The 18,737-nt window shown below is 49.1% G+C and carries 25 protein-coding genes; 11 read left to right on the plus strand and 14 right to left on the minus strand.

Annotated features, from left to right (window positions below; translation table 11 throughout):
- Window positions 1-47 precede the first annotated feature (47 nt).
- Window positions 48-1,289: a uracil-xanthine permease family protein gene (locus K6Q96_RS03595; protein WP_251877842.1), complete on the minus strand. Its 1,242-nt coding sequence runs from the start codon at window positions 1,287-1,289 to the stop codon at window positions 48-50.
- A 262-nt stretch (window positions 1,290-1,551) separates the two neighbouring features.
- On the opposite strand from K6Q96_RS03595, the gene K6Q96_RS03600 reads away from it, so the two are divergent.
- Window positions 1,552-2,664, plus strand: coding sequence for a DUF2066 domain-containing protein (locus K6Q96_RS03600; protein WP_251877844.1), 1,113 nt, complete (start codon window positions 1,552-1,554; stop codon window positions 2,662-2,664).
- A gap of 70 nt (window positions 2,665-2,734) precedes the next feature.
- Here K6Q96_RS03600 and K6Q96_RS03605 read toward each other — a convergent pair whose 3' ends face one another.
- The 4 genes from K6Q96_RS03605 to bepA are packed head-to-tail and all read right to left on the minus strand — an operon-like array spanning window position 2,735 to window position 5,579.
- A complete protein-coding gene (locus K6Q96_RS03605; RefSeq protein WP_251877846.1) occupies window positions 2,735-3,148 on the minus strand; it encodes a DUF2069 domain-containing protein in 414 nt (137 codons plus the stop codon).
- A gap of 17 nt (window positions 3,149-3,165) precedes the next feature.
- A complete protein-coding gene (gene wrbA, locus K6Q96_RS03610; RefSeq protein WP_251877848.1) occupies window positions 3,166-3,747 on the minus strand; it encodes an NAD(P)H:quinone oxidoreductase in 582 nt (193 codons plus the stop codon).
- Window positions 3,747-4,091, minus strand: coding sequence for an arsenate reductase (glutaredoxin) (gene arsC, locus K6Q96_RS03615; RefSeq protein WP_251877850.1), 345 nt, complete (start codon window positions 4,089-4,091; stop codon window positions 3,747-3,749). The genes wrbA and arsC overlap by 1 nt, the downstream gene beginning before the upstream one ends.
- Window positions 4,092-4,121: 30 nt before the next feature.
- A complete protein-coding gene (bepA, locus tag K6Q96_RS03620; protein WP_251879581.1) occupies window positions 4,122-5,579 on the minus strand; it encodes a beta-barrel assembly-enhancing protease in 1,458 nt (485 codons plus the stop codon).
- Between the two features lie 171 nt (window positions 5,580-5,750).
- On the opposite strand from bepA, the gene K6Q96_RS03625 reads away from it, so the two are divergent.
- The 3 genes from K6Q96_RS03625 (at window position 5,751) to K6Q96_RS03635 (ending at window position 8,650) form a co-directional block, all read left to right on the plus strand.
- Complete coding sequence (locus K6Q96_RS03625; RefSeq protein ID WP_062663056.1) at window positions 5,751-5,972, plus strand: sulfurtransferase TusA family protein; 222 nt, start codon at window positions 5,751-5,753, stop codon at window positions 5,970-5,972.
- A gap of 12 nt (window positions 5,973-5,984) precedes the next feature.
- Window positions 5,985-7,064, plus strand: a complete 1,080-nt coding sequence (locus K6Q96_RS03630) for an AI-2E family transporter (RefSeq protein ID WP_251877852.1) — start codon at window positions 5,985-5,987, stop codon at window positions 7,062-7,064.
- A 107-nt stretch (window positions 7,065-7,171) separates the two neighbouring features.
- Complete coding sequence (locus tag K6Q96_RS03635) at window positions 7,172-8,650, plus strand: FAD-dependent oxidoreductase (RefSeq protein ID WP_251877854.1); 1,479 nt, start codon at window positions 7,172-7,174, stop codon at window positions 8,648-8,650.
- 70 nt (window positions 8,651-8,720) lie between these two features.
- On the opposite strand, the gene bcp is transcribed toward K6Q96_RS03635, so the two are convergent.
- Window positions 8,721-9,191 carry a thioredoxin-dependent thiol peroxidase gene (gene bcp / locus K6Q96_RS03640; RefSeq protein WP_251877856.1) on the minus strand — a complete coding sequence of 157 codons (471 nt, stop codon included), beginning with the start codon at window positions 9,189-9,191 and terminating at the stop codon, window positions 8,721-8,723.
- 221 nt (window positions 9,192-9,412) lie between these two features.
- Between bcp and dapA the strand changes: the two genes are divergently transcribed.
- Together dapA and bamC are read left to right on the plus strand one after the other, a co-directional pair.
- Window positions 9,413-10,291 carry a 4-hydroxy-tetrahydrodipicolinate synthase gene (gene dapA, locus K6Q96_RS03645; RefSeq protein WP_251877858.1) on the plus strand — a complete coding sequence of 293 codons (879 nt, stop codon included), beginning with the start codon at window positions 9,413-9,415 and terminating at the stop codon, window positions 10,289-10,291.
- Window positions 10,292-10,309: 18 nt separating this feature from the next.
- Window positions 10,310-11,335 (plus strand): NlpB/DapX family lipoprotein, encoded by a 1,026-nt coding sequence (gene bamC / locus K6Q96_RS03650; RefSeq protein WP_251877860.1) that lies wholly within the window; start codon window positions 10,310-10,312, stop codon window positions 11,333-11,335.
- 66 nt (window positions 11,336-11,401) lie between these two features.
- Here bamC and K6Q96_RS03655 read toward each other — a convergent pair whose 3' ends face one another.
- The 5 genes from K6Q96_RS03655 to K6Q96_RS03675 all read right to left on the minus strand — a co-directional run bounded on the left by K6Q96_RS03655 (window position 11,402) and on the right by K6Q96_RS03675 (window position 15,115).
- Window positions 11,402-12,505 (minus strand): phosphoribosylaminoimidazolesuccinocarboxamide synthase, encoded by a 1,104-nt coding sequence (locus K6Q96_RS03655; protein WP_251877862.1) that lies wholly within the window; start codon window positions 12,503-12,505, stop codon window positions 11,402-11,404.
- Window positions 12,506-12,713: 208 nt separating this feature from the next.
- The gene (locus tag K6Q96_RS03660; protein ID WP_002537949.1) at window positions 12,714-12,923 is read right to left on the minus strand and encodes a DUF2897 family protein; all 210 of its coding nucleotides are present in this window, start codon (window positions 12,921-12,923) and stop codon (window positions 12,714-12,716) included.
- A gap of 2 nt (window positions 12,924-12,925) precedes the next feature.
- The gene (locus tag K6Q96_RS03665; protein ID WP_251877864.1) at window positions 12,926-13,600 is read right to left on the minus strand and encodes a M15 family metallopeptidase; all 675 of its coding nucleotides are present in this window, start codon (window positions 13,598-13,600) and stop codon (window positions 12,926-12,928) included.
- On the minus strand, window positions 13,597-14,733 hold the full coding sequence (gene dapE, locus K6Q96_RS03670; protein WP_251877866.1) for a succinyl-diaminopimelate desuccinylase: 1,137 nt from the start codon (window positions 14,731-14,733) through the stop codon (window positions 13,597-13,599). The genes K6Q96_RS03665 and dapE overlap by 4 nt, the downstream gene beginning before the upstream one ends.
- Before the next feature lie 31 nt (window positions 14,734-14,764).
- Window positions 14,765-15,115, minus strand: a complete 351-nt coding sequence (locus K6Q96_RS03675; RefSeq protein WP_062663047.1) for an ArsC family reductase — start codon at window positions 15,113-15,115, stop codon at window positions 14,765-14,767.
- 204 nt (window positions 15,116-15,319) lie between these two features.
- On the opposite strand from K6Q96_RS03675, the gene K6Q96_RS03680 reads away from it, so the two are divergent.
- Both K6Q96_RS03680 and K6Q96_RS03685 read left to right on the plus strand, forming a co-directional pair.
- The gene (locus K6Q96_RS03680) at window positions 15,320-15,616 is read left to right on the plus strand and encodes an ArsR/SmtB family transcription factor (RefSeq protein WP_251877868.1); all 297 of its coding nucleotides are present in this window, start codon (window positions 15,320-15,322) and stop codon (window positions 15,614-15,616) included.
- Window positions 15,617-15,719: 103 nt separating this feature from the next.
- The gene (locus K6Q96_RS03685) at window positions 15,720-16,001 is read left to right on the plus strand and encodes a winged helix-turn-helix domain-containing protein (RefSeq protein ID WP_251877870.1); all 282 of its coding nucleotides are present in this window, start codon (window positions 15,720-15,722) and stop codon (window positions 15,999-16,001) included.
- Between the two features lie 38 nt (window positions 16,002-16,039).
- On the opposite strand, the gene K6Q96_RS03690 is transcribed toward K6Q96_RS03685, so the two are convergent.
- The 3 genes from K6Q96_RS03690 to K6Q96_RS03700 are packed head-to-tail and all read right to left on the minus strand — an operon-like array spanning window position 16,040 to window position 17,183.
- Complete coding sequence (locus K6Q96_RS03690; protein WP_251877872.1) at window positions 16,040-16,396, minus strand: MmcQ/YjbR family DNA-binding protein; 357 nt, start codon at window positions 16,394-16,396, stop codon at window positions 16,040-16,042.
- Entirely contained in the window at window positions 16,397-16,834 is a 438-nt protein-coding gene (locus K6Q96_RS03695; protein WP_251877874.1) for a DUF1499 domain-containing protein, read from the minus strand.
- 13 nt (window positions 16,835-16,847) lie between these two features.
- Entirely contained in the window at window positions 16,848-17,183 is a 336-nt protein-coding gene (locus K6Q96_RS03700) for a DUF2956 domain-containing protein (RefSeq protein WP_251877876.1), read from the minus strand.
- 123 nt (window positions 17,184-17,306) lie between these two features.
- Here K6Q96_RS03700 and K6Q96_RS03705 point away from each other — a divergent pair, with 123 nt between their 5' ends.
- The 3 genes from K6Q96_RS03705 (at window position 17,307) to K6Q96_RS03715 (ending at window position 18,677) form a co-directional block, all read left to right on the plus strand.
- Window positions 17,307-17,627: a heavy metal-binding domain-containing protein gene (locus K6Q96_RS03705; RefSeq protein WP_251877878.1), complete on the plus strand. Its 321-nt coding sequence runs from the start codon at window positions 17,307-17,309 to the stop codon at window positions 17,625-17,627.
- Between the two features lie 176 nt (window positions 17,628-17,803).
- The gene (locus tag K6Q96_RS03710) at window positions 17,804-18,289 is read left to right on the plus strand and encodes a DUF2919 domain-containing protein (protein WP_251877880.1); all 486 of its coding nucleotides are present in this window, start codon (window positions 17,804-17,806) and stop codon (window positions 18,287-18,289) included.
- A complete protein-coding gene (locus K6Q96_RS03715) occupies window positions 18,282-18,677 on the plus strand; it encodes a hypothetical protein (protein ID WP_251877882.1) in 396 nt (131 codons plus the stop codon). The genes K6Q96_RS03710 and K6Q96_RS03715 overlap by 8 nt, the downstream gene beginning before the upstream one ends.
- Window positions 18,678-18,737 lie beyond the last annotated feature (60 nt).

Raw genomic sequence — 18,737 nt, forward strand, 5'->3', positions numbered from 1 at the left:
TGAAAGAGGCTTCCATTTGGAAGCCTCTTTTCGTTTGGTGTGGAGAATTAATCTTCCATCTGCGCGTTGTCGACAACGTGGGTTTCACCCATATCATACGGCAGAATGAGGTTCAGCAAAATCGCAACAATACCGCAAAGGCTGATACCCTGAAGGCTGAACTCACCAATGCCAAATGCCATACCGCCGATACCAAAGACAAGAGTCACAGCCACAATGGCGAGGTTACGTGCTTTATGCAGGTCGACTTGGTTCTTGATCAGAGTGTTCAAACCGACAGTCGCGATAGAGCCAAACAGCAAAATCATGATACCGCCCATGACAGGAACGGGAATGGTCTGCAAAATCGCACCCAACTTACCAACGAAGGCCAATACAATCGCAGTGATTGCGCCCCAGGTCATGATGGCGGGGTTGAAAGCGCGGGTCAGCATTACAGCGCCCGTCACTTCACCGTACGTTGTGTTAGGTGGTGCGCCAAACATCGAAGCAGCCATGGTGGCAACACCGTCGCCCGCCATGGTCCGGTGAAGACCTGGTTTTTTTAGGTAGTCTTTGTTGGTCACGTTTGAAATCGCCAGCATGTCGCCAACGTGTTCAACGGCAGGCGCAATGGCTACCGGAATCATGAACAGAATCGCGTTGATGTTGAATTCTGGTGCCGTGAAGTTTGGCATAGCCAGCCAAGCCGCGTTTTGGACCGGAGAAAAGTCCACTACGCCAAAGAATAGGGCAACCACATAGCCTGACACGATACCTGCCAGAATCGGTACCAGCTTGAAGAAGCCTGTAGCGAATACCGATACAGCGATGGTTGTGATGAGTGAAACCGCCGAAATCCAAAGTGCTACTGAGCCATCGATCAACTGAATGGCACCGTCACCCGATTTACCCACCGCCATGTTGACGGCAGCAGGCGCTAAACCCAGACCAATCACCATAATGACCGGACCTACTACCACAGGTGGCAGCAGTTTGTGGATGAAGCCGACACCACGCACTTTTATAAATCCACCCATGCATACATACACCAAGCCTGCAGCCATTAGGCCGCCCATGGTTGCTGGGATACCCCAAGTTTGAACACCGAACAAGATAGGTGCAATAAAAGCAAAAGAGGAAGCGAGGAAAATGGGGACAGAACGTTTGGTGATGATTTGGAACAGAAGAGTACCGATACCGGCACCGAAAAGAGCGACGTTAGGGTCAAGTCCCGTAAGGAGTGGAACCAGCACTAACGCGCCAAAGGCAACAAATAGCATTTGCGCCCCTTGTAACACTTGCATCATGACGCACCTTCCTGAAGTTTAAAAAATCGCGGGATACTATCATGATTTATAGGGGCAATTAAGTGAGCTATTGCATACTGTCAGTATACTTCACACTCATAGACAAACTTTCTGTCGGAAAAATTGTCAATGAAGTAACAGAGAGATTGTTTTTACTGGCCTGTGCAATTGTTATAACACTCAATTTCGGTGTTTAGCCATTGCTGACATTAGGGCTTCACTTTATGATCAACGTTTAAAAATCGAGTTATCTGGCAAATATATGTTACGAACCTTCATTTTCGTTTTGGCACTCGTACTGGGGCAAACCAGTGTAATGGCCGCTTCACTGTTCAGTGCTGAAGTGGTGTTGGATGACAGTGATGCAGCAACGGAGCAGGCTGCGAAAGAAGCAGCATTTGTTGATGTGCTGATCCGCGCATCTGGTCAGTCCGATGTGGGTAACAATCCGGTTATCCAGAAAGCACTGCCAACGGTGAATCAATACATCACCCAACTCGGTTATGGTGACGTTGAAGGGCAACGCTCACTGGTACTTGGTTTTGACGACCGCAAGGTACGCACACTCCTTACTCAGGCACAAGCAACTTACTGGGGCACTCCGCGTCCTGACGTGCTGTTTTGGTTGGTGGAAGACAACGCTTCGCAACGTAATGTGGTTTGGGAGCAGTCGGCTTCACCGCTCATCAACGAGTTGAAAGTAGAAGGTGAGCGCAGAGGTTTACCTGTTTTGATGCCAGTGGGTGACTTTGATGATGTGGTTGCAGCGTCTATTCCCGATCTTTGGGGCGGGTTCGCAGGACCCATAGCTCAGGCTAGTGCGAGATACAACCCGGCCGGTGTGGCGGTGGTAAAGGTACATAACAACCGCATCAGTTGGCAGCTTTTCCCGAATGCTGCGAGCATTGGACAAGATGCACCAGTTGAAGGCCGGGCTTCAGGCTCACCTGAACAAGCTTTTGCCACCATGATTGATGAAATGGCTGACTTCTATGCGGGTCGATTGGCAGTGAACCTTGGTGTAGCTGATAGCGGCGCAAAAGCACTGGAAGTATCTGGACTTGATGATGCAGAAGACTTCTTTGTCATAGAGCGTACGTTGAAAGGCTTGAATTCAGTTGCTTCGTTGCGATTGGAATCAATAGTAGATGGTACAGCGACCTTCCGTGTTAGCCTTCTGGCTTCTGAAGATATCTTCCACAACGAGATGATGGTTGACCGTCGTCTTCGCCGAGTCGAAGCTCTACCGCAACCAGTGGTGGAAGTGGAAGCACCAGTTGTCACAGAAAATGCTGATGGTGTGATTGTGCCTGTTGAGCCAACATCCATTCCAGAGCCAGTAGAAGCCGCGATTCAATATGAGTGGATTGGCTAAGTAGCATCTACTGGATTCAAAAAAAGCAGGTTGAGAAACCTGCTTTTTTTTCTTGCTTGCGATTTGGAGCTCATTGCTCGAAACGCGCTTTTTCTTCTTTCTCGACTTGGGAGAGTTTCTTCAGTCCCAGCCCATCTTCTTGACCTTTGCGTTTGGCGTAATACACGTTACAGACAAAGGAAAACGAAGTCAGTACCAGTTCAATAGCAGCCAGCCAACGCTCACCCACATCGACCCAAAGAATGGTCAACGCATGCAGGAAATAGAACATCAGAATGAAATTAGCCCAGGCGTGCGTGTAGGCTTTACCTCTTAAAACACCCAGAAGAGGCAAAAGCAGTGGGAGTATCCAAGCAATAGCAACACCGATTTGGTTCACATGTGGGTGCGGTGAAATCACACCATGCCACAAAGCGACCCAGCCAATCAGTGACAAATACGCGCCGAGAGCCAAAGGCCTCAGTGTTGAACTTGAAGAAAACAACGGGATAACTCCTTTTATCAATCTTTGAGGCGCGCGGCTATCTCAGCCAAGCGCTTACCGCCAGCAATGGCGAGATTTTTCTCTTCGGCATCGGGCTGACGTCGGCCTTCACCCGTAATGTGTGAAGGCCCATAAGGTGAACCACCACCTTTTGTAGTGTGCAGGGCGGGTTCGGAGTGAGGCAGACCGACAATCACCATGCCGTGATGAAGCAGTGGCAGCATCATGGTATTGAGCGTGGTTTCCTGACCGCCATGCAGCATCGAACCTGATGTAAATACCATGGCAGGCTTTCCAATCAGGGTGCCTGCGAGCCAGTCTTTAGCTGTGCTGTCGATAAAGTACTTGAGCGGTGCTGCCATGTTCCCAAAACGTACAGGGCTACCAAGAGCCAAGCCATGGCTGTCTTTCAGATCTTCTATCGATACATATGGATCTTCCGGCGTCTCTGTTGATGGCGATTCGCCAACAACAGAAATGTTTGGCACGGTGCGTAGTCTCGCTACTGCACCTGATGCCTCTATGCCGCGTGCAATCAGGCGGGCCATGCTTCTTGTCCCGCCGTGACGGCTGTAATAGAGAACCAGTATCTCAGTCATTACAGAATGGTCAATACGTTTTCTGGTGGGCGACCCATAGCCGCTTTGCCATTTGCGACAACAATTGGGCGTTCAATCAGCTTTGGATTTTCAACCATAGCTTGGATCAGTTGCTCGTCAGTCGCATTGGCCAGTTGTAGTTCTTTGTAGATGGCTTCTTTGGTACGCATCATTTGGCGCGGAGAGTCGAAGCCCAACTGCCCCTGCAAGGTTTTGAGTGTGTCTGCAGAAGGCGGCGTATCCAGATAAGCCACAACGTCTGGCTGAATGCCCTTTTCTTCGAGCAGCGCTAGGGTTTGACGGCTCTTTGAGCAACGAGAGTTGTGATAGATAGTGACTGACATGACAGTTCCTTTTTCGTTTTAGTTTGTCGCTCAGCGCTGCAATTCCGCGAAACGCGCTTCCTGTACCCTGAGCTGATCTATACGTGCATCGTAGCGAGCCTGATCAAGGCTGCCAAGTTCCACAAGCTGACTGGCTTGTGTGTAATTGTTAATGGCCTTGTGCCAGCGACCCTGAAGGGCGTAGAGCTCGGCCTGTGCTGCCAATGCGCCATGGCGGATGCCTTCACTGTCGTAGGCTTCCTGAAGCAATGACCAGCCGTTGGTATTGGTTGGGAAACGGTGCGTGACTCTCACCAACCCTTTGATGGCTTCGTCATAACGACCTGCTTTCACTAATACATAATCACGGTTTAACAGTAATACAGCATTGTTTGGTTGACTGGCGAGAGCTTTATCAAGACGTTTCAGTGCCGCATCATAGTGCTTCTGCGCGACGTCTAAATCTGTCATCGCATCCAGATAGAAGCGGTTATTTGGCTGTGCCTTATACAGTGGCGCTAAAAGCTTTCCGGCTTTATCGAATTGTCTGCTGTCGATATACACCAGCGCTTTACCGTAATTCAGTGATTGAGCGCGTGCAGGGGAAGCTTTCTTGAGCTGTCGGTCAAACCAATCGATGGCAGCCGCACTATCAATACCGGCAAAGCGCGCGATCACGCGGGCTCGAGCCAGGTGGTATTCTGGCGACAACGGAACCGTGCGTTGTGGATATTGCTGCGCACGGGACCGTGAATCGGTGATACGTGAGTCTGGCAATGGGTGAGTCAGCAAAAACTGCGGAGGCTTTGATGCAAAGCGGTATTGGTCAGCCATACGGGTAAAGAATATTGGCATTGCATTTACATCAAACCCTGCGCGGGAGAGGGTTTCCAGACCAATCCGGTCAGCTTCTTTCTCGTTGCTTCGGGTGTAGTTGATTTGACTTTGAATAGACGCCGCAGTAGTTGCTTGAGCGGCAGCAATACCCGCTTGAGGCGCAGCAATCGCCAACATGAGAGAGCCGACCAATGCAGCCATTGTCAGCGGCGTTTGTTTTGCCCGCTCTTCCATAGCACGTGCCAAATGGCGTTGCGTTAAGTGCGCAATTTCGTGAGCGACAACGGACGCAAGCTCGCTTTCGCTCTGTGCATGGAGAAATAGACCTGTGTGTAATGCAACGTGACCACCAAAGAAGGCAAAGGCGTTAATGTCACGATTCCGTATCAGAAAAAACTCAAAAGGTGTTTTAACATCATTAGCATTGGCGACCAGAGATGCACCCAGTGAGGAAATATATTCCGATAAAACAGGGTCATTCACGATAGGCTGGCTGCCACGAAGCATACGCATGTAAGCGTCGCCATATTCGATTTCTTTCTCAACCGTCAGTGTACCTGCTGCGGCTGTGCCGATTTCAGGGAGATCGCTGTACGACGTCGCCATCACTGGTGATGTAAAAGTAAGTGATGCAATAAGAAGGCTCGTTGTGGCTTTTTTGAAAAGCTGCATGACTGACGTTGGTGCCTCCAGCACGCGAAATCATTGAGGTGTTGTTATAGATAGACAACGTGGCTGGCAAGAGGTTCTGGCTTTCGCAGTGAGGTTGTCAGGACAACCAAACTACTTATCCGCGTTGTTTGAGTATACAATGCCGACGATAATAGCGGTCAGCGAGAAAGAATGGAAATTCAATCCCTTGATTTGCGTGAGCAACGTTGTCCAATGGCGTTGCTCTTGGCGAAAAGAGCCTGTGCATCACTGAAGCAAGGACAGCAAATAGCGCTATATATTACGGACAGTGGCGCCTTGAAGGACATTCCCCGTTACTTAGAAAAGAACGGTTTTGAATTTGAGTGCGAGTCTGTTCAGGGAGCGACGGTGATGAATGTCACCAAACTATAAACAGGAACCTACATGCTAGAAATGCTTAACCGTTGGTATCAACGACGGTTCTCAGACCCGCACGCGGTCAGTTTGATTGCGCTGCTTGTCATGGGCTTTGTGGTCATCTACTTCTTTGGCAACCTGATTGCCCCGCTTCTCGTCGCTATCGTACTGGCTTACCTGTTGGAGTGGCCTGTTGCCAAAATGGTAGGGCTGGGTCTCAACCGGACGCTATCTGTCATACTAGTTCTTCTGCTTTTCGTTGGCTTTATGATTTTGGCCTTCTTTGGCTTGATGCCAACTATCTGGAATCAGGTCATTAACTTGATTGCTGATATTCCTAAAATGTTCAACGATTTCCAAAGCTATGTTTCTCATCTTCCTGATGAGTATCCTGAACTTATTCAACCGCATATGGTGAATACCTTTATCGACACATTGCAAAGCCGTGTGCTGGGTATGGGTGAAAGCGTAGTGAAAAGCTCCTTGTCTTCGCTGGTGAGCCTGGCTGCGTTGGCGGTATATCTGATTTTGGTGCCATTGCTGGTTTTCTTTCTGCTGAAAGACAAAGAGGAAATGATGCGTTCGTTTACCTCGTTACTGCCGAGAAACCGCCGCTTGACCAACAAAGTAGGGATGGAGATGAACGAACAAATCTCTAACTACATCCGTGGTAAAGTGACGGAAATTATCATCGTGGGTATCACCAGTTACATCACTTTCGCAATTCTAGACCTCCGCTATGCAGCGCTGTTGAGTGTGGCAACGGGGTTGTCGGTGTTGATCCCATATATCGGGGCTGCAGCAGTAACTTTACCTATCTTTATGGTGGCACTGTTCCAATGGGGCATCAGCCCAGAGCTTGGTTACCTGATGCTGGCGTACGGTATTATTCAGGCGCTTGACGGTAATGTGTTGGTGCCAGTGTTGTTCTCTGAAGCTGTGAATCTGCATCCAGTGGCGATCATCGTGGCGGTTTTGGTTTTTGGCGGTCTTTGGGGCTTTTGGGGTGTTTTCTTTGCTATCCCGCTGGCTACATTGGTGAAAGCGGTATGGAATGCGCTGCCTTCGAATGAACCAGAAGAAGCAATGGCAGAAACTGACAACTAAACTGATCTTCACCGTGTTAAAGTAAGTAATGTTAGAGACCTGAGTTTGGGTCTCTATTTATTTTTACCTCCTCCGTTAGAGTAGGTTGCGATTAGCTAACGAATAAAATGAAGAATATCGTCGATAATTGTCTTGAGGGTAGTGCGTTGACATTAAGCGAACAGTTTACTGTTGGCATAGTGGGTGGTGGAGTTGCAGGCTCAACGGCTGCACTCAAACTGGCTGGCTTAGGTATCAATACTGTACTGTTTGAAGCTGGTGAAAGCCTTGTCAGTGGACCGCCAATTTGCCATTTGCATGCTGGTGGAAATCTGTACCGTGAGATCTCCGAGCAGCAGTGTGTAACATTGTTGGAACAATCTATTGCTACCGTGCGCGCTTATCCGCATTCCGTCAACAGACGCCCCACTGTCATTGCAATTCCAACATCAGACCCTGGCGAGCCCGACGCCATTTTGAATCGTCTTGAATTGCTTACCACGCACTACAAAACGCTCGTAAGGCAAGACCCTGATAATGCTGTATTAGGTTCGCCGGACGATTACTACACTCTGTTTTCCCGCGAAGACATGGTTGGGATGTCAGATCTCCCGCTACCCGAGTCACCTCAAACCCCCCAAGAGTGGATGATTCCTGTTGCGCACCACATGCCGCATGACAACTTCAAATACCCGATAGTTGTCGTTCAGGAATACGGCCTGAGCGTTTTCCGTTTGGCTGCCACTGCTGCTTTGGGTCTCGAAAATTCACCTTGTTGTGAGCTGAAACTTGGCCACCAGGTCACTGACTTGGTGGCAGAGGATGAAGGCTGGACCATACAAGCAAGAAGCGCTGAAAACGAGGTTGTATCTCAACGTGTTGACTACTTGATTAATGCGGCTGGGTTCCGCACTGGTAAGCTGGACGACATGGTTTCTTCACCGAAACAGCGTTGGGTCGAGTACAAAGCGGCGTATGTGGCTCATTGGCCATCTAAACCCGGCCAGTGGCCGGAAGTGATTATCCACGGAGAGCGTGGTACGCCTCAAGGCATGGCGCAATTGACGCCGTACCCCCAAGGCTTCATTCAGCTCCACGGCATGACGCAAGAGATCACCTTATTTGAAGGTGGTCTGGTAAGAAGCGACGCCCAAACCTCTTATCCACCCTTGCCAAAAAGTATGGTTGTGAAGGCAGACGGTGGTTGGGAATGGCCAGAAATACGAGAGCGTACTTCCCGCGCCATTTCCCACTTCGCAAAATGGCTGCCGGAATTCGAGCAAGCCGAAGTGGGTGGAAAGCCTCTTTGTGGCGCTCAGCAAATTCCGGGAAACGACCCAAGTCTGCGTGCGGCAGATGCGTCTTTTGAAGGTGAGCGCTACGCGCGTGTTGAGTTGGTTAAAGCTTCATCGGCGCTGCAAGCGGCAGATCGCATCCTTGAAAAGTTAGAAGCGCTTCATGGTTTGAAATTGCCTCCAGGTTGGAATGCACCAGCACTGTCGCTGACCGAGTCATTGACCGAATCACAGGTAGTGGAAAAAGCGAAAACGCTGACTACTTTGAGAGGTTATCCCGAAGCACTGGCAATTCCGTTTCCAGAAAAATAGCTACCATAGTTGCGTTAATCGCAGAAACAACAAAGGCCGTCATTGACGGCCTTTTTAGTTCTCGAAGCGATTACTCGCCTTTCAGGTAATTGATAACGACATCGTGGTGATCTTTGGTTTTGAACTTGTTGAACACATGTTCGATAACGCCGGTTTCATCGACCAAGAAGCTCAAGCGGTGAATGCCGTCGTACTCTTTACCCATGAATTTTTTTGGACCCCAGACGCCGAATGCATCGGCAACCGCATGGTCTTCGTCGCTCAGCAGGGTAAAGTTCAGCTCTTTCTTTTCTTCAAAGCCTTTCAGCTTTTTCACTGGGTCTGGGCTGAGACCGAGGACGACAGTGTTCAGTTCGTCCAGTTCAGCTTTGCTGTCACGCAGTGAACATGCTTGAGTTGTACAACCCGGTGTCATTGCCTTCGGGTAGAAGTAAACCAGCACTTTGTTTTTCCCTTTGAACTGGCTCAGAGAAACTGTGTTTCCGTTTTGATCTTGCAGCGAGAATTCTGGTGCTGCCGCACCGGCTTCGAGCGTTTGCATGTTTCTTCCTTCTTAATTTTCATGTCGCAACGAGTGAGCATGCGTCTCGTTAAAATACGCGGATAAATCATTGTCGCGAGTGGCAGTACGTCTAAGCGCACAATATCGTTCATTTTCACGGTGATCAACCGCGCAAACACAGGGTATAAGCCCCTTCAGTGTGCTTGTTTTTGCCTGTCGCCAAAAGTACCATGGTCCAAAACGCGTTTTTGGAGATGGAAATGTTTTCAGGAAGTATCGTGGCACTTGTCACGCCTATGGATAGCTCTGGTGAAGTAGATTACGCCAGTTTGAAAAATCTCGTTGATTTTCATGTTGATGCAGGCACTGACGCCATCGTCTCTGTCGGGACGACAGGTGAATCTGCCACTGTCACCGTAGAAGAGCATATCAAGATTGTTCTGAAGACACTCGAATTCGCCGATGGACGCATTCCTGTCATCGCAGGTACCGGCGCAAATGCGACTCATGAAGCGATTACCTTCAGCAAAATGTTTGCGGGTTCTGGTATTGCTGGCTGCCTGAGTGTGGTGCCTTACTACAACAAACCTTCTCAGGAAGGTTTGTATCAGCACTTTAAAGCCATTTCTGAATCGAGCGAACTTCCGCAAATTCTGTACAACGTACCAGGTCGTACTGTCGCTGACATGTTGCCTGAGACGGTTGCGCGTCTTTCTGAGTTTGAAAACATTATTGGTATCAAAGATGCAACCGCTGATTTGGACCGCGTTCGACTTCACCGTGAACTTTGTGGCGAAGATTTTATCTTACTGAGTGGTGATGATCTCACTGGCCTGGATTTTGTTGCCGCTGGCGGTCATGGCGTGATTTCAGTGACCAACAACATTGCTGCAGCGCAAATGGCAAAAATGATCAAACTGGCGCTGGCAGGAGAAATGGACGAAGCCCGTTCAATCAATGAGAAGATAATGCCTTTGCACACTGATCTTTTCGTCGAAGCTAACCCAATTCCAGTGAAGTGGGCGTTGCATGAAATGGGCTTGATCGCGGACGGTACACTGCGTCTGCCGCTGACCACTTTGGATGTGAAACTGCAACCTAAAGTGAAGCAGGCTCTGTTGGATGCAGGCGTGCTGTAACGCTTCTTTGGAGTTTTAATGAAACCTGTTTTTAAGTTCGGCTTGAGTGCTGTGATGGTCGCTATGCTGGCGGCCTGCTCGAGCGCTGATTCGCGCCGTCAGGCGTCGGATGATTTTAAATACCTTGAAACACCACCGCTGTCAGATTGGAAAAACCTTCCTGACCAGCAGCCTGAGTTTTCCGGTGCTTACCGCATCCCTGCTAATGATTTCCAAGGCCCGGTAGGTCGTGATATCGATATACGTCCACCTCAGCAAATACTTGAGTTGATCCCGGGTGCACGCTACGAGCAGAACAGACAGGGTGTCACTGTCTGGATGCCACGTGAAGAACAAGCACAGCGCCTTTGGGAAACCATTGAGGACATGAGGGCGAAATCTCAGATCCCGGTTCGCACTTCATCGCCAGACGGCATTGAGACGGATTGGCTGGTCTGGACAATTGACGAAGATGAAGAAGTCATTGAAAGCCGCTATGTGGTGAAGCCAGTAGAGGAACGTAATCGTCATGGTTTCAACATCGAAATGGTGGAATGGAAGCGTAACGGCTCTGCAGATAACCTGACCCAGGCATCACGTGACCGCTATAACGCGCAAATGACCAACATGATCACTGCGCGCTATGACGCTGACCTGCGTGAAGAAGCTCGCCTGCGTGCATTGGAGTTGGTGAAGAACATCCCAATCAGCCTGGGTAAAGACCGTGGTGGTTCACCGGTTATTATTGCCCGTGCGCCTTACGAAGTGTTCTGGGAGCGCTTCCCGAACATGCTGAGTGAGCTTGGTTTTACTATCGAAGATCGAAACCGTTCACAAGGTACGCTGAGTGTGGAATACAAGTCTCCAGACGACGAGTTCTGGGAAGAGATTGGTGTGTTGCCAATGCAACTTAGCAAGAAGAACTACAACATCCTGTTGGGTGATTTGGGTAACCGTACGTCAATTAACGTGACGGACAGTTCTGGCAAGCCGGTAAGTGAAGATGTGTTGGCCGGTATCGCACCAGCATTCACTGCAGCCGTAGAGCGTTTGAACAACCAGTGAATCTGAACAGAACGTGAAAGAGGACGCCTTGGCGTCCTCTTTTTTTGTCTATCGCTTTGTTAGGAATCAGTCGATCAAACCGTACTCTTCCTTCAGTATATCAATGATTTCCTGTTTCGGGTTGTCACTCAGATGAATCGGTGCGCCAGTGATTTTCTCTGCAATGCCAATGTAGGTGCGCGAAATGTCCATCAGTGCATCTACAGGCAGGTTGTTGTCGCGTGCTAAAGCTTCACGCTCTGACATACGTTCTTTGTTGAGCAGAATGTCTGGATCAGGGAAATAGTTCAGCAGGAACTGGCGGAAGCCTTCTTTGGAGTTTTCCACGATATTGCCAGCCTTGTATTCCTTGGTGTCCCAAATACGTGAAGAGTCCGGTGTGCCGACTTCATCCATGTAGATGAGTTTTTCTTTGCCTGCTGCATCAGTAACATAACCAAACTCAAACTTAGTATCGACGAAGATTTGGTCAATCATTTCCAGTGCATTGCTGATCACGCCAAAACCTTCTTTAAGCAAGGTTTCGTATCGCGCAATGTCATCAGCAGATGAGAAATTAAACGCAGCGAAGTTATCTTCGATGTTCTTGCGGGTGATGTTCACGTCATCCGCTTCAGGCACACCTGGAATGCCTTTTAGAATACCTTTGGTCGATGGTGTGATCAGAAGCTCTGGTAGCGCTTTGTCTTTTTCCAGTCCTTCAGGCAATTCAATGCCACAGAATTCGCGCTCGCCTTTTGCGTAGGCACGCCACATTGAACCCGTGATGTATTTACGGCAAATAGCTTCAATCATGACGGGTTTGGCTTTTTGAACAATCCAAACAAACGGGTGGGGAATATCAAGAATATGGCTGTCTGCCAGTCCATTTTCCTTGAACAGGCGGAACCAATGGTTGGAAATGGCATTCAGTGCCGCACCTTTGCCCGGTACGCCTTTCAGGCCGCCTTCAGCATGCCAGATGCAATCGAACGCGGAGATACGGTCACTGATCACCATGATGGCCAGTGGCGCATCAGGGGCAACGTCATAGCCTTTTTCCTGAATAAGACGTTTGCTGTCCTCCTCTGTCAGCCAGTAGACAGAGCGGACTTTACCGCTATGAACAGGTTGGTGGGTACGAATGGGAAGATCGTCGTTAACGGCGAGAACTTGATCCGCAAGGCTCATTGAGACATTCCTATCTAAAAGTGGCCGGACGAGGCTTCGTCACTGGCAAGACAACATTCTATGCGGTGAGAGCGGCGACTTCCTGACTCTCACCCTCCAAACGCTTTGCATGATACCAGAACTGAACAGGGGCTGTTACTGAAAACGCAAACGTTTGCGCAAAAAGTTTCAGACACAAAAAAGGCGACCCTGTGGTCGCCCCTATCGATCACCAGAAAGACGATTTGTCGTCGTCATCCTCATCATCGTAAGGTTTTCGCTCTTTCTTTTGCTCGTTGCTTTGGTCTTCATCTTTTGGCTTAGGCTTTTGCTTCATACCGAATTTGGCATTGGCCGTGTATTTCAGTGCCATGATGTTGCTGACCACAACGGCGACCACAATAAAGATGATCACGTAGGGATTGGTGAGTATATCCATGTTCAGACCTCACAAACGTTCGAGACGTATTGGGAATATATCCAATCCAGCTGGTTTAGGACAGTTTCCCGTCCTGCGATGTCAGAAGATGCGATCGCGGTGCGGAGTGCATCAGGCGTGAGTATATCCAGCGCCCCTTGCGTGGTTGGGATGTGGCTGATATGCCAGGGCTCAAATGCCACACCGCCTCTATCTTCTCGATAAGGCAGGTAAAAGCCGTGCGTTTTCATGTTAGCCAAAAGCCAATCAAAGAAAGACTTTTGGTGTCCGGTAAGGTATTCCCAAGGTTCAAGTTGGATGGAAATATCTTCAGGCAAGAGGTTTCTGGCATAGATGTCGATGTCGGTGCCCCAATGATGACGGCTCGCACCTGGTAAGGCTGACCAGCGCAAAATGGCGCGCACTTTATCGTCATCGCTGAGCTGGCTGGCATCCAAAGGATTTCCGTCACCATCAATCAGGGGGCGAAGGCCATTGAACTTGTTGTCCCATATCATCTGCTGACGGCTGAAATCACGAAAGCTGCTGGCAATAGTGAGTTCAAAGCCGGCTTTTTCTGCAGCGCTCTGCAGAGCCAAAAAATCCGCCTGAACCTCATTATGCAGCATCAGACCCTCTGCAAGAGTGCACAGATGGTCTTGTGATTGTCCTGTCAGTGATGAAAGGGTCCAACTCATTTCGCCAGCACTTTCTCCAGTACTTTTTGGTACATGTCAGTCAGTTTTTCGAGATCATCAATCTTCACACACTCATTCACTTTGTGGATGGTGGCGTTGACCGGACCTAACTCAATCACCTGACCGCCCATTTGCGCGATAAAACGACCGTCAGAAGTGCCGCCCGTAGTAAGAAGCTGAGGCTTCTCGCTGTTCACTTCGTCCACGGCTTCAACGACAGCATCAAGCAAAGAACCTGCATCTGTCAGGAACGGCAAACCGTTGTAGGTCCATTTGATATCGTAGTCCAGACCGTGCGAGTCGAAGATAGCGTGAGTGCGGGTTTCGATGTCCTGCGCGGTCAATTCGGTGCCGTAGCGCAAGTTGAACTGGACGTGGAATTCACCTGGAACCACATTACTTGCGCCTGTCCCAGCGGCGACATTTGGAATTTGCAGGCTGGTTGGCGGGAAGTAGGCGTTACCTTCATCCCACTGAACGTTGGTCAGTTCTGCCAGTGCTGGCAGTGTCAGATGAACTGGGTTTTTCGCAAGGTGTGGGTAGGCAACGTGGCCCTGGATGCCTTTGAAAGTGACATCACCAGTCAGTGAGCCGCGACGACCGTTCTTTACTACATCACCTACTGCGCTGGTGCTGCTTGGTTCACCCACAATGCACATGTCGATGATTTCATCACGTGCCATCAGGGTATCGACAACACGGGTCGTTCCGTTGATAAACGGACCTTCTTCATCAGACGTGATAAGGAATCCCAGAGAACCACTGTGATCCGGGTTTTCTGCGATAAAGCGTTCAGTTGCGACGATCATCGCAGCCAGTGAACCTTTCATGTCCGCCGCGCCGCGGCCATGCAGGTAACCGTCTACTATCGTTGGGTCAAAAGGAGGCGTATTCCACTGCTCTAAAGGGCCTGCTGGTACTACATCGGTATGGCCAGCAAAGGCAAACAGCGGGCCTTCAGTGCCGCGACGAGCCCAAAGGTTGGTGGTGTCCTCAAACACCATACGTTCTATTTTGAATCCCAGCGCTTCGAGGCGCTCAATCATAAGTTCCTGACATCCTTCATCTTCTGGAGTCACAGATGGACGGCCTATTAATTCCTTGGCCAGAGACAATACCGCACTGTCTGTCATGGGGTTGTGTGTCCTTGTTCTTAAATCGGTGTTATTTACTAAAAATTGTTTCGTATTCTCCAGCTTTGAAGCCGAGGTGATACGTGTCGTTGTGAACCAAAAGAGGGCGCTTAATCATGGCAGGATGAACCAGCATCAAAGAAACGGCATTGGATTCATCCAGATTGTTCTTTTGTTCTTCGGAAAGTCCTCGGAAGGTGGTACCACGTTTGTTGACCAGTGCTTCCCAGCCCAGCTTTTCCACAAATTGCTTTAACATTTCCTGATCGATACCGTCTTTACGGTAATCATGAAACGTGTACGGTTTGCCTTCCGCATCAAGCCACTTCAGCGCTTTCTTGATGGTGTCGCAATTCTTAATCCCGTAAACCATTGTGGTCATTCACTGTTTCCTCATAGTGCTACGTCGAGGATGCTAGATTGACATTGCAAAGTGTTGAAAGCAAGGCGTGAAGCGACGTCATCCATCATTGAATTCGCTTCTATTCTAATATTTTTACAAATCAATTTCGTTCAAGATTTCTATATTAGCTACTCCTGATGTATATTTATTAGAAGTGGCTAATTTATATGGTGTCAGCTAGCCATGGGTAAAGAACTACAACAACAAGCCACAGATGCAGCCAAAGTGCTGAGAATTCTCGCGCACCCAGAAAGGTTGATGGTGCTCTGTCAGCTACGAGAAAGGGAGAAAAATGTCTCGAGCCTTCTTGAGAACAGTGCCTTGAGTCAGTCTGCTTTTTCCCAGCATCTCACTGTGCTGCGACAAGCGGGATTAGTCGAGACGCGTAAGGAGTCGCAGTCGGTGTTTTACCGCATTGCAGATGGCAAAGTGGAAAACCTGATTAACGCGATTCAAGGTGCGTGGTGTGGGAAGCGCTAACTGCGAAAACACATGCCGATGAATACACGTTCATTTTGATCAAGCGCAATACCTCCTTTGCAATTCATTGAATAATGGGAATCAGTCATATTAGGAGGTCTTAATGGAACTGAATCCGGTTTTTGCAAGAAGACTGTATCTTGCTTTTTTGGTTGAAGAAATGGAACGCCCGAACGTTCCGCGTTTAATTGAAGCTACGGGCTGGCCGCGCCGAACTATTCAGGACGTGATCAAATCACTGGCAGGTCTTGGTATTGAGTTGTCATTCATTCAGGATGGACGCCGCCATAATGACGGATATTACCGCCTGACTGACTGGGGCCCGTTCAAACGTGAGTGGGTTGAAGACCGTAAACAAGACATTATGGGAACGCTTGCGGTATAAAACAAAAAACGAAGCTAACGAGTCTGCGTTTTTTGTTTTCAGGCTTCGGCGTGAGCTGGCCTTAGCGATTTCTGAACGTACTTAGGCAGTTTATCCACCACCAGATGCCAGGAACGGGAAATGATACTTTCGATTTCCGCCGTTGGCAGGGGGCAGCTTTTGCCAAATTCTATCCATCCCACCCTTGCCAGATGTGGTGCCGGACGGCAATCCGGGATCTCTGCCATCATAATGAACAAATCTTCCGGCACCTTGCAGGCCATCTTTTCTCCATCATAGAAAATACAAACCATCTTTGTCTGGTGCACACTGTAAACATCAACACCGCCCCATTTCACATCATGGCGGATGCCGACAAGCGATTCGCAGTGTGCTTTGAGTGCCGGAATATCCACTTACTTAATGAGTCCTTTATCCTGAAGCGCTGTTCTTAAGGCTTCGACGCGTTTTCGGTTTACGCCAAAGTCAGAGTATCCAACGCGCGATTCAGAACGGACTATCAGCTGGTCGCCATCAATGCGAAGTTCTAAGTCATCCACGAAGCGCATGATCTTACTGACGCTCTCAACACGCGCGTAACCGGACTCTTGATCGCCAAGACGGGCGCCGGGCATGCTGAGCGCGACTTCGAGGATCGGGGCCATAGAAACACCTTCCGTCAGTTCAAAAGGTGCCACGTTAAAGTCTTCACGTGGGTCTTGTGTGGATACACAGTTTGGCTTGTCGCCACATGGGCTAAGAGATTTATCTGTCACGGCATCTTCTCCTTGTGCGCATCCAAACGCAAATATCATGGCTACGCCGGCAGTGGCGAGTGAGAGCGTCTTTTTCATGGTGTATTCCCTGTTATTGGTTGCTCATTATATAGGCTGCAAACCCTACCCAACTGGCTATCAGCAGTCCCCAAGGCAGAAGGTTGCGAGACGTGGACACTGACTGTTCAGTTTCAGTCACATCCTGCACTTGGGTTGTATCAACCTGTTTTTGTTTAAGCTGCTTTTTTCGCTCTTTATCGCGATCCCGAGCTTTGGCTTTTTGCTGTTTCTTGTATAGCGCAATCCCTTTCTCAATGCCTTGAGCAATCAGTTTTGTCTGCTCTTTGGTTTGCCCAGGCTTTTGGGTTGCCTTGGCAATTTTCATTGCTTCTTGTTGGGTCTCCGGAGAGGGTGTTGCATTACTCATTAGTTATTCATCTTTAACCGTATTACGTTGTAAGCGATTATACCGATGATAAGGGACTGCCACGAAACCAAATTCTGAGAATCGTGTCAGACCTCTAATGACAATAAAAGGGAGAAAGGACAAATGATCTTAACCACAACCCCGACTATCCAAGGACGCGAAATCACGCATTACCACGGTGTAGTAGTAGGAGAGGCAATCTTAGGTGCGAATATTTTCAAAGATATCTTTGCGAGTATTCGCGATATTGTTGGTGGGCGTTCTGCCGCTTACGAGCAAGAACTCGCTAAAGCGCGTGAAATTGCATTTGAGGAGCTCAGAGAGCGTGCACACTCCGCAGGCGGAAACGCAGTGGTGGGTATCGACCTTGATTATGAAGTGGTCGGCCCCAATGGTGGAATGTTGATGGTGAGTGTTAGCGGAACAGCAGTCACTGTCGGATAAATGTGAGCGAGCTAAAAGCTTGGGCTGAAATATACTGCGCTACACCGCAAAATGATGAGCCCGAGCTTTGTGCTCCCCATTACTACTGACAAAGTGCCAAGGAGGGTTATGAACAATGTTTTTTTGCATGCTTCCCTTTGCTGGTGGCTGCGCACAACCCTGAAGAAACAAGATAGATGAATACGCTTTTGTACCAATCTCCTGACTATTACGACAAACATGGCAACGCGAAGCCTAACCTAATGTTCTGGCTGACAGGTCTTTTTCTGGCGCGTTCCTGGATAGTGTTTGTGATTGCAGGCGTCAGCCGGGAGCAAGGCAAAGATTTGCTCTCGCTGATTTACCCAAGTCATGATGCGCTTTATGTCGGACTGGCGTTGGGGTTTCCCGCTGTGGCTTTGATGCTGATGGCGGGAAGTCTTCATCGTTTCCCAGCATTTTTTCAGCGTATTTGGCGGGGCGGTAAGTACATCCTCCTCGCGGCGTTGAGTGGTGATTTGATACTGCAAGTCAATCACCTGATAGTTCAGCGTTGGGAGTTCCACTGGAGTGGGGCGTTAATGTTACTGATAGCGATTTGGCTAGCGTTATACCTATTAAGAAGCCGCCGTATTCGGTTTTTATTTGAAGCCCCCATTACAAGAGAAGAAAAAAATGAATGAGTGGAAGAAAGGGCTTGTCCTGTTCAGCGCAATGTTAAGCCCTTTAGCCATGGCTGACTGGCAGGTTGACGTTAATTTCGAAATGGATCGTGCCGGAAAGCAACACCGCGCACAAACCTCCGTATCATTAGTGCCTGGAGAAGAAACTGTTCTGTTTGATAACGGTGAAGCAACAGGTGCACTCATTGGCAAAGCTGAGCTTTTGGAAGTGACGGCTGATGAGGTAAAAATTTCTCTTCTGGTTCAAGAACAGTGCAACGATGGCGGCTGGCGAACCATCATGTCACCCGTTGTCAGTGCGGGACTGAATACGCCGGCTTCTGTTAACCAGAGCAACGAGCAACTGGATGAATTTGCATCTTTAAAAGTGGAAATTACGTCGGTATAAGTGCCCGAAATCCCACTTTACAGATCTGAGACAAAGTCTCGGCGCTTCACAGGTAATATG

The sequence above is a fragment of the Grimontia kaedaensis genome (assembly GCF_023746615.1).
Lineage (GTDB): Bacteria > Pseudomonadota > Gammaproteobacteria > Enterobacterales > Vibrionaceae > Enterovibrio > Enterovibrio kaedaensis.